This is a genomic window from Streptomyces sp. NPDC055243 (genome assembly GCF_044544025.1).
Classification (GTDB): domain Bacteria; phylum Actinomycetota; class Actinomycetes; order Streptomycetales; family Streptomycetaceae; genus Streptomyces.
Genome location: NZ_JBITWR010000027.1, coordinates 84,217 through 92,865, shown reverse-complemented (window position 1 = coordinate 92,865; position 8,649 = coordinate 84,217). Strand labels below are relative to the sequence as shown.

Annotated in this window: 6 protein-coding genes; 1 reads left to right on the top strand and 5 read right to left on the bottom strand. The window is 71.2% G+C overall.

Translation table 11 applies throughout. From position 1 onward, the window contains the following. Positions 1–165: 165 nt before the first annotated feature. The 4 genes from ACIGXX_RS42575 to ACIGXX_RS42560 all read right to left on the bottom strand — a co-directional run bounded on the left by ACIGXX_RS42575 (position 166) and on the right by ACIGXX_RS42560 (position 5,634). A complete protein-coding gene (locus ACIGXX_RS42575; RefSeq protein ID WP_351171006.1) occupies positions 166–1,455 on the bottom strand; it encodes an acyltransferase in 1,290 nt (429 codons plus the stop codon). Continuing rightward, complete coding sequence (locus ACIGXX_RS42570; protein WP_351171133.1) at positions 1,452–3,560, bottom strand: glycosyltransferase; 2,109 nt, start codon at positions 3,558–3,560, stop codon at positions 1,452–1,454. Before ACIGXX_RS42570 ends, ACIGXX_RS42575 begins: the two co-directional genes overlap by 4 nt. Before the next feature lie 167 nt (positions 3,561–3,727). Continuing rightward, a complete protein-coding gene (locus ACIGXX_RS42565; protein ID WP_366462234.1) occupies positions 3,728–4,420 on the bottom strand; it encodes a hypothetical protein in 693 nt (230 codons plus the stop codon). 230 nt (positions 4,421–4,650) lie between these two features. Further along, the gene (locus ACIGXX_RS42560; protein ID WP_361469590.1) at positions 4,651–5,634 is read right to left on the bottom strand and encodes a LysR family transcriptional regulator; all 984 of its coding nucleotides are present in this window, start codon (positions 5,632–5,634) and stop codon (positions 4,651–4,653) included. A 137-nt stretch (positions 5,635–5,771) separates the two neighbouring features. On the opposite strand from ACIGXX_RS42560, the gene ACIGXX_RS42555 reads away from it, so the two are divergent. After that, the gene (locus ACIGXX_RS42555; protein ID WP_399984405.1) at positions 5,772–7,034 is read left to right on the top strand and encodes an MFS transporter; all 1,263 of its coding nucleotides are present in this window, start codon (positions 5,772–5,774) and stop codon (positions 7,032–7,034) included. Here the strand turns inward: ACIGXX_RS42555 and dacB are convergent. Then, entirely contained in the window at positions 6,958–8,550 is a 1,593-nt protein-coding gene (gene dacB, locus ACIGXX_RS42550; protein WP_351170997.1) for a D-alanyl-D-alanine carboxypeptidase/D-alanyl-D-alanine-endopeptidase, read from the bottom strand. The two genes, ACIGXX_RS42555 and dacB, sit on opposite strands and share 77 nt — an antisense overlap. Between the last annotated feature and the right edge of the window lie 99 nt (positions 8,551–8,649).

Below are 8,649 nucleotides of genomic sequence, written 5' to 3'. Positions count from 1 at the left end.
CTTTTTATTTTCTTTATGTTTACTCAGAAGCCGGTAGGTTTTTATTTCTTAATAACACCCCACCAAACAACAACAACACCCCCCCCCCCCCCCCCCCCCCGGGGGGGGGGGGGCCCCCCCCCTCCGCAAGTCCCCGGCCGGGGAAGCGAGTTCCCGCCGGAAGGCTCAGCCCCGGTGCGCCCCGCCCCGCGCAGGCACCGCGGCCCGGCGCGACTTCGCCCCGTTCGGCCACAGCCTCGGGCTCCGCTTCGCCGCGATGTCCTCGATCCAGCCCACGGCCATCACCATCAGGCCGATCAACGGCCAGACCAGGACCGTCATCCACAGCATGTACGTCGAGTCAAGGGCCGAGCTCCAGCGCTCGTCCTCCATGAACGGCAGGTCGTACGCCATGTCGATGAGCGGCACCGTGGCCATGATCAGGAGGTTGTGCCAGAGGTAGATCGTCACCGCCCGGTTGTTGGAGAGGGTGATGAGCTTGTCCCAGCGCTTGAGGCGGCCCGGCAGCTCCTGCCACGACGGCGAGTACTGGAACAGGATGACGACGAAGCCGAAGGACCACGCCGCCTGCGCCAGCGGGATGTCGTTCAGGTCCCAGCCGTCCGGGCCCAGGTGGCCCGAAGCCCACCAGAGGCCGAAGGCCATGATCAGGGCCGAGACCGACACCGCCACGTAGCGCGGGACACGCGCCAGTACGCCCTCCTGGTGGGCGAAGCCCAGGACCCAGCAGCTGCCGTACACCGCGAAGTCCGACACCGCGTTGCCCGTCTCGCCCGGGATCTTGACGACACCCGTGGCGAGCACCGCCGTCAGGGCCAGCGGGGCGAACAGCGTCGCCCACGGGACCCTGCGGAACGCCCACAGGAGGAGCGGCGACGCGATGACGAACCACAAGTACGCGCGGAGGTACCAGAGCGGGCCCGCCGCCTGGGCGGGCCAGGTGTCCTCCAGGAGTCCCGCCTTGTCCCCGATGTGCCAGGGGAAGGGCGGGGCGCCGATCGGGAAGACGTAGTTGACCAGGCTGACCAGGCCCCACGTGCCCCCGTGGTCCGGGTCCTTGGTCACGTTCCAGCCGCCGTAGAACAACAGGAAGAGCGCGACCGCGCTGAACGCCCACATGGGGGGCAGCAGTCGGCGTATTCGGCCCCTGATCACGCCCCACGCCGGGCGCTTCAGCGAGCGCGCCATCAGCGCGCCCGCCAGCGCGAACATCACGCCCATGGAGGGGAAGAGGATCGTCAGCCAGGCCCAGCCGAACAGGTGGTAGATGACGACGCGGACCAGGGCCAGCGAACGCAGGACGTCGAAGTAGCGGTCGCGGCCGGGCTTCTTGGGCGGGGCGGGGGCGGCCGGAGGTGCCGCGAAGGGAGTCGCACCGGGGGCCGCCGGAGCGTAGGGCCCCGGCACCTGCGGCATCGCCTGCGTGGGTTGCACGGGCTGCGTGGGATAGGTCATGCGACAGGCCTCCGATCAGCGCCGCCCACCCGCTGCTGCGGAATCGAGGGCGGCGTTCCCAACACACCCGTCCGCCGGAGCTTCTGCCAGCGAAGGCGGCCTCCGGTCAGGGCGGTGATCCAGGACTGGAGCAGCACGACGTACATCAGCTGCCGGTAGAGGATCTGCTGGAGGGGCAGCGAGATCAGGTGGGTCATGCGCTCGCGGTCGAGCCGGAAGGCGTACGCCGCGCACACCGCCTGGACGGCGAGCACGCCGAGCCACGCGACGATCGTCTTCTGGGTGGGGCCGAAGACGAGGCCGTAGAGAAGGAACACGTCGATCAGCGGGGCCAGGAGCGGCGCCAGGACCATGAAGAGCGACACCAGCGGCATGCCCACGCGGCCGAAGCGGCCCGAAGGGCCCGACTCGATCACCGAGCGGCGGTGCTTCCAGATCGCCTGCATGGTGCCGTACGACCAGCGGTAGCGCTGCGACCACAGCTGCTGCACCGTCTCCGGCGCCTCGGTCCACGCGCGCGCCTTCTCGGCGTACACGACGCGCCAGCCGTCCCGGTGCATCGCCATCGTGATGTCGGTGTCCTCGGCGAGCGTGTCGTCGCTCATGCCGCCGACCCGCTCCAGGGCCGAGCGCCGGAAGGCTCCCACGGCGCCGGGGATGGTCGGCATGCAGCCGAGCATGTCGTACATCCGGCGGTCGAGGTTGAAGCCCATCACGTACTCGATGTGCTGCCAGGCGCCGATCAGCGAATCCCTGTTGCCGACCTTCGCGTTGCCCGCGACGGCGCCCACGCGCGGGTCGCCGAACGGCTGCACCAGCTCGCGCACGGTGGACTGCTCGAAGACCGTGTCACCGTCCATCATCACGATGAGGTCGTAACGGGCGTTGGCTATGCCGCGGTTGAGCGCGGCGGGCTTGCCCGCGTTCTGCTGGCGCACGACGCGTACGTTCGGCAGGCGCAGCCCCTCGACGATCAGCGCGGTGCCGTCGGACGAACCGTCGTCGATGACGATGATCTCGATGGGGTGGTCGCTCGTCATGAGCGAACGGACCGTGGCCTCGATGCACTTGGCCTCGTTGTAGGCGGGCACGAGGACCGAGACCGGTTCGGTGATGTCGGGGCCCCAGCGGAAGCCCTTCTTGCGGACCTTGCGCGCATGCACCGCGGAGAGCAGCAGCATCATGCCGAAGCGGAGCAGCACCAGGAAGCCGATCACGGCGAGGGCGACGACGAGTACGCCGGTGATCTTCTCCGAGGCGCCGACCAGGAAGACCCAGGCCTTCCCCTTCCACAGATCTATGCCGGAGACCGGCGCGTGCGCGCTGGGGGCGTCCAGGGCCTCGGTGAGGTTCGTGAAGCGGTAGCCCTTGTCCTGCAGATCGGGCAGGAAGGTGTCGAGCGCGGCGACGGTCTGCGAGCGGTCGCCGCCGGAGTCGTGCATCAGGACGATGGCGCCCTTGCCGTCCTTGGGCGTGGCACGGCGGATGATCTCGGCGACACCGGGGCGCTTCCAGTCCTCGCTGTCGGTGTTGTTGACGACGGTGAGGTAGCCGCGGCTGCCTATGTACTTCGTCACCGGCCAGGACTTGTTGTCCATGGCATCGGAGAACGACGAGTACGGCGGGCGGAAGAGGGAGGTGCGGATGCCCGCGGCGCCCGCGAGGGAGAGCTGGTTCTGCGAGAGCTCCCAGTCGATGCGGCTGGAGGACTGGTACGACAGGTCGGGGTGGTTGAACGTGTGCAGGCCGACCTCGTGGCCCTCGTCCACCATGCGCTCGACCAGGTCGGGGTAGCGCGAGGCCATCGTGCCGGTGACGAAGAAGACGCCGTGCGCGTGGTGCTTCTTCAGTACGTCGAGGACCTTGGGGGTCCACTCCGGGTCCGGACCGTCGTCGAAGGTCAGCACGAGGCGGTGGCCCGGGACGCTCAGCGTCCCCTCGTGGCCGCCGCGGGTGTCGATGACCGGGCCGCCGTCGAGGATCTTCTCCGGGACCTTGTCGGTGCCCGCGGGCGGACGCACGCGGTGGTCGGCGAGGATCTCGCTGTGCGTGTAGCCGCGCAGCATGAGCATCGCCATCAGGGCGACCAGGAGGAGCATCGGCATGAGGTAGCGCAGGGGGATCAAGCGCCGCTTGACGGTGCGGGCGGGCTGCGCGCGGCGCCGGCCGCCGCCGCTCCGGGACGGGGACTGGGGGCGGGGCTGAGGTTGGGACCGGGACTGGGCGTGACTGTTCCGGGGGCCGGCCGACCGGCCCCTGTTGGTGCGGGAGTTCATCGCTGTGCGCCCTCCGAGGGCTGCTGGCCAGCGCTTTGCGGGGACAGGTAACCAACTGCCTGGGCGCGCTGCGGGGACTGTTGATCGGCGGCGGGCTGCACTGCGGGGACTTCGCCGCCGCCTCCGCCCGCGCCCGGGGATTCGGTCGACGGGTCGGGCTCCGGTGTCGTGGGGTCGTCCGTCGGGTCCGGATCCGGGTCGGGCTTCGTGGGGTCGTCGGTGGGGTCGGGGTTCCCGCCGTCGTCCGTGGGATCGGGGTCGGGGTTGCCGCCGCCCGTGGGGTCGGGGTCGGGCTCATCGCCCGGCTCGACCTTGCCGTCGTCCGTCGCGCCCGGGTCGGCGGCGCCGTCGTCACCGGTCGCGGGGGCGGTGGAGCCGCTCTCCGACGCACCCGGCGACGGGGTCGTGCCGGGGGACGCGGAGGGGTCGAGGGAGTCGGCCGGGCGGTTCGGCGTGTCCACCTTGCTGGCCGGCTTCTCGTCCTTGGGGTCGATCGGCAGCCAGGGCGCGCTGGAGTTGCCCGAGAGCAGGGTGCCTACGATGATCACCGCGTAGACGGCGCAGGCTATGCCGACGAGCACGCCTATCCGGCGGTACCTCCGGCTGCGACGGCCCGTCTCGTCGACGAAAACAGGCCCGTCAGGCGCGTCTTCGCTCTCGGCGGCCAGATCCGCCAGCTGTCGCCCCACCCCGTCGATCTGAACGGTGACCTCGTTCGGATCATGGGTGTGTTCCGGTAGGGCATCTTCTCGCCAATTCTCCATGCGTACGCACAACCCCCCACATAACCTGACACGGGCGCGCACGACTCCGGGCATCGTGCCGTCGGACCGGGCCCCCACCCGACCCGAGCGCCCCCTTATCACACTGCGCCCGGAGGATGAATGTAGCGCACGGCGGTGACAGTCGTACTAATCCTTCATTCCAGGCTCATCATGATGAGTGCATCCGTGGCCGGAACCCAACCGTCCTCGGGCCTGCGCAGCCACCCCTCGGCGGCGGAGAGTTCGGCCGCCGCCGCGCGCAGAGCGTCGACACCGGGATGCTCTAGCCCCTTCCTCCACACCAGTGACACAGGCGACAGGGGTACGGGGTCGATCAAGGGCCGCAGGACCGACTCGGGCATGGCCGGAAAGTCCACCGCGGCGAGCACCGGGGTCCTGTTCTTGGCCATGATCCGTCCGAACTCCTCGGCGCCCACCGCGAGGGGCGCGGGCGGCGCCACCTCGATCCCGCGTCCCTCGAAGAGGCGATGCGCCAGGTCGGTCCACTCCAGCGTCCGGGGATTTCCCGCCCCCGCGTACACGCTCTCCCCCGCGAGCGCGCCGAGCGGCACCGCGTCGAGCTCGGCCAGGGGGTGCCCCAGCGGCAGCAGCACCGCCATCGGCTCGTAGCGCACGGGCTGCTGGGCGAGCCGCGACCGCAGCGCCGGTTCGAGCCCCGCGTACCGCCCGAAGGAGACGTCGAGACGCCCGGCGAGGATCTCGGCCGCGGCCCCGGTGAGCCCGCTCTCGAAGCGGGCCATCAGTTCGCACTCCGGGGCGAGTTCGCGGGCCCGCTCCAGGATGCGCCCGCAGATGAGCCCGGGGCTGTTCAGGTCCACGAGCAGCGGGCGGGCCGCGGCGCCTGGCCCCCTGCCGCGCGCGAACGCCGCCGCCAGGTCGTCCTGTGCGTCGAGCACCCGCCGCGCGTACGGCAGCAGCCGCTCCCCCTCCGCGGTGAGCGTGACCTGCCGGGTGGTCCGCACGAACAGTTCGGCTCCCAACTCCCGCTCCAGGCGCCGCACATCACGGCTCAGCGCCTGCTGGGCGACGTACAGGCGGGCGGCGGCGCGCGTGAAGTGCAGCTCTTCGGAGACGGCCACGAAGGCGCGCAGGAGGCGGGGCTCCAGGTCGCGGGGCACGCCCGCCCCGAGGCCACTGGTCGTGCGGGGTTCTGCTGTCACCCCGGGAACCTACACGGAGATTCACAACGCAGGTGCGTGAGTCGGCCCCCAGAAGGTGTTGGACCCCGCACCAACGCCCCGGTGAGGGTGATCCCATGCCGCCCGCCGAACTCCGTGCGCCCCGCCGCCGCAATCCTTACGCCCGCCTCTTCCAGATACCCGGAGCCACCGCCTTCACCATCGGCAACCTCGTCGCCCGCCTCCCCATGGGCATGTTCAGCGTGAGCGCCGTCATCATGATCGCCGGGGCCCGCGGTTCGTACGCCCTCGCCGGCGCCGTCACCGCGACGGGCCTCGCCGCGACCGCCGTCGTGGCGCCCTGGACGGCCCGCCTCGTGGACCGGCACGGCCAGGCGCGGATCGCCGTCCCGGCCACCGCGATCGCCGCGCTCGGCTCGCTCTCGCTGCTCCTGTGCGTGCACTGCGGAGCGCCCGACTGGACCCTGTTCGCCTCGTACGCGGCGACGGCCACGACCCCCAACACCGGCGGCATGTCCCGGGCCCGCTGGGCCCACCTCCTCAAGGGCGACGACCGTGCCGTGCACACCGCCAACTCCTTCGAGCAGGCCGCGGACGAGCTGTGCTTCATGCTCGGCCCCGTCCTGGCCGCCTTCCTGTGCGGAGCGCTCTTCCCGGAGGCGGGCACCCTCATCGGAGTGGTGCTGCTCCTGACCGGCGTCCTGCTCTTCGCCGCCCAGCGCTCGACGGAACCGCCGCCCCGGGGACGTACGGCCACGAAGGAGAAGTCGCCCCTCCGCGCGCGCGGGATGCCCACCCTGCTCGCCGCCTTCCTCGCCACCGGCGCCGTGTTCGGCTCGATGGAGGTCGTGACGATCGCCTACGCCGACGCGCAGGGGCACAAGGCGGCCGCGGGCGCGATCCTCGCGCTCCAGGCCGCGGGCTCCTGCGCGGCGGGCCTCCTCTACGGGACCCTCAAACCGAGCGGGCCCCCGCACCGCCGCCACATCCTGTGCGCCACCGCGATGGCGGTCCTGATGGCGCTGCCGCTCCTGGCCGCCACGCTCACCGGCTCGCTCCTTGTGCTCGCCGGGGCTCTTCTTGTCGCCGGAATGGCGACGGCCCCGACGATGGTCACCGGCATGGGCCTGGTCCAGGAGCGCACCCCCGAGGGCCGGTTGAACGAGGGCATGACCCTCGCCGTCACCGGCCTGCTCGGAGGCATCGCGTGCGGCGCCGCGGGCGGCGGCTGGGTGGTGGAGCACATCGGCGCCACGCAGGGCTACGCGGTCCCGGTCGCCGCCGCGTGCTGCGCCCTGCTGCTCAGCATCGCGCAGGCTTGCGCCACGAGCACTCCAGGTCGCCGTTCGGCTCGGCCCCACGCTGCGAGCGCGGCTTGACCAGTACGGCCTTGTCTTCGGTCGACCTGGCGAGCGTCACGACGATCGCGTCCTCCAGGGCCTTCACCGAGGAGGGCATGTAGTTGTTCAGGATGATGCTGAACACCAGCTCACGCCCGCCCGCGTCCTTCACGTACCCCGAAAGGGCGGACGCCCCGGTCAACGACCCCGTCTTGGCCCGTACGTTGAGGGCCGCCGGAGTCCCGCACATCCGCGTGCGCAGCGTGCCGCCGACGGACTTGTCCGGGGCGCAGGCCACCGGGAGCGACTTGTACCAGTCGGCGTACCAGGGTTCGCCCTTCGCCGAGAGCAGCAGCTTGATCAGCTGGTCGGCGGGCGCGTTGTCCTTGCGCGAGAGCCCGGAGCCGTCGACCTGGCGGATCTTGCCGGGGTCGACACCGGCGGTCTTCAAGTAGGCGCTGATGGCCGCGAGTCCGTCCGGCCAGCTGCCGGGCCGCCCTGTCGCCTCGTACCCCATCGTCTTCGTGAGGTTCTCCGCGTGCATGTTGTTGGAGAGCTTCATGAAGGGGATCATCAGCTCCTTCAGCGGCATGGAGTCGTGCGACGCGAGCTGGCGCGCGCCCTGGGGGGTGGCGAGCCCGGCCCTGGTCGGCCCGCTCACCTTCACCCCGTGCGCCTTCAGCGCGTCCCGGAAGATCGCGGCCGCGTAGCCGGTCGGCTCCCAGACGGTGATCCACTCCTTGGTCGCCGAACCCCCTACGGGGACGGTGCCGGTGACCGTGATCGTGTTGGTGCCGTGCTCGCGCTCGATGGTGAGCGTGTCCTGGCCGCCCGCGGCGACGGTCCTCGCGCTGTTGTCGACCTCTACGTAGTCCGTCTTCGGGGTGACCGTCACCTTGGGCCTGTCCCCGGCCCGTGCGCCGGGCTTGGCCTCGACGATGACCGTCCCGGTGTCGTAGTCGGTGTCCGGGGCGACGCTCAGCGCGGAGATCTGGGCGGCGTAGTACGCGAACTCGTCGTCCCCTGCCCAGGTGTCGCCGATGCGCTTGTCGTCGAACCGGGTGTCGTCCGCGACCAGGCGCCCCGAGACCCGCCGGACGCCCGAGTCGGCGATCTTCGCCGCGAGCCGGTCGTAGTCCTCGACGAGCGTCGTCGGGTCGCCAGTGCCGCGCAGATAGAGGTCGCCGGAGAGGACCCGGCCCTTCTGCCTGCCGTCGGTGAGCACGTCGGTGGTGAAGCGGTGGTCGGGGCCGAGCCGCTCCATGGCCGCCGCCGAGGTCAGCAGCTTGGTGTTGGAGGCGGGCATCAGGCGCCCGCTGGGCAGGTGCTGGTAGAGCACGTCACCGGACGCGGCGTCGGCGACGACGACGCTCGCCGCGCCGCCCTCCATCCGGGGGTCGCCGAGGATCGTGTCGATGGCTTCGGGCAGGCCGCTGCGGTCGGAGTCCGCCCCGGCCGGCGAGCTGACGGAGAGGGTGGCCGCCGCGACGCCGAGCACGGCGGGCCAGATCCAGTGGCGCATACGGGCGTTGACGCGTCTCACGGGTCTACTCATGACCCTGGAGCATCCCGGACTCCGGCGCCCCGCGACAGACCCCACTCCGGCCACGTACGCCACTGAGCGGATCGCGCCCCGTGGCGCGGCGCACTACGG

Excerpts from the sequence above, each read along its gene's own strand:
- ACIGXX_RS42575 (WP_351171006.1), bottom strand. The coding sequence starts at position 1,455 with ATGACCTATCCCACGCAGCCCGTGCAACCCACGCAGGCGATGCCGCAG.
- ACIGXX_RS42570 (WP_351171133.1), bottom strand. The coding sequence starts at position 3,560 with ATGCCGATGCTCCTCCTGGTCGCCCTGATGGCGATGCTCATGCTGCGC.
- ACIGXX_RS42555 (WP_399984405.1), top strand. The coding sequence starts at position 5,772 with ATGCCGCCCGCCGAACTCCGTGCGCCCCGCCGCCGCAATCCTTACGCC.
- dacB (WP_351170997.1), bottom strand. The coding sequence starts at position 8,550 with ATGAGTAGACCCGTGAGACGCGTCAACGCCCGTATGCGCCACTGGATC.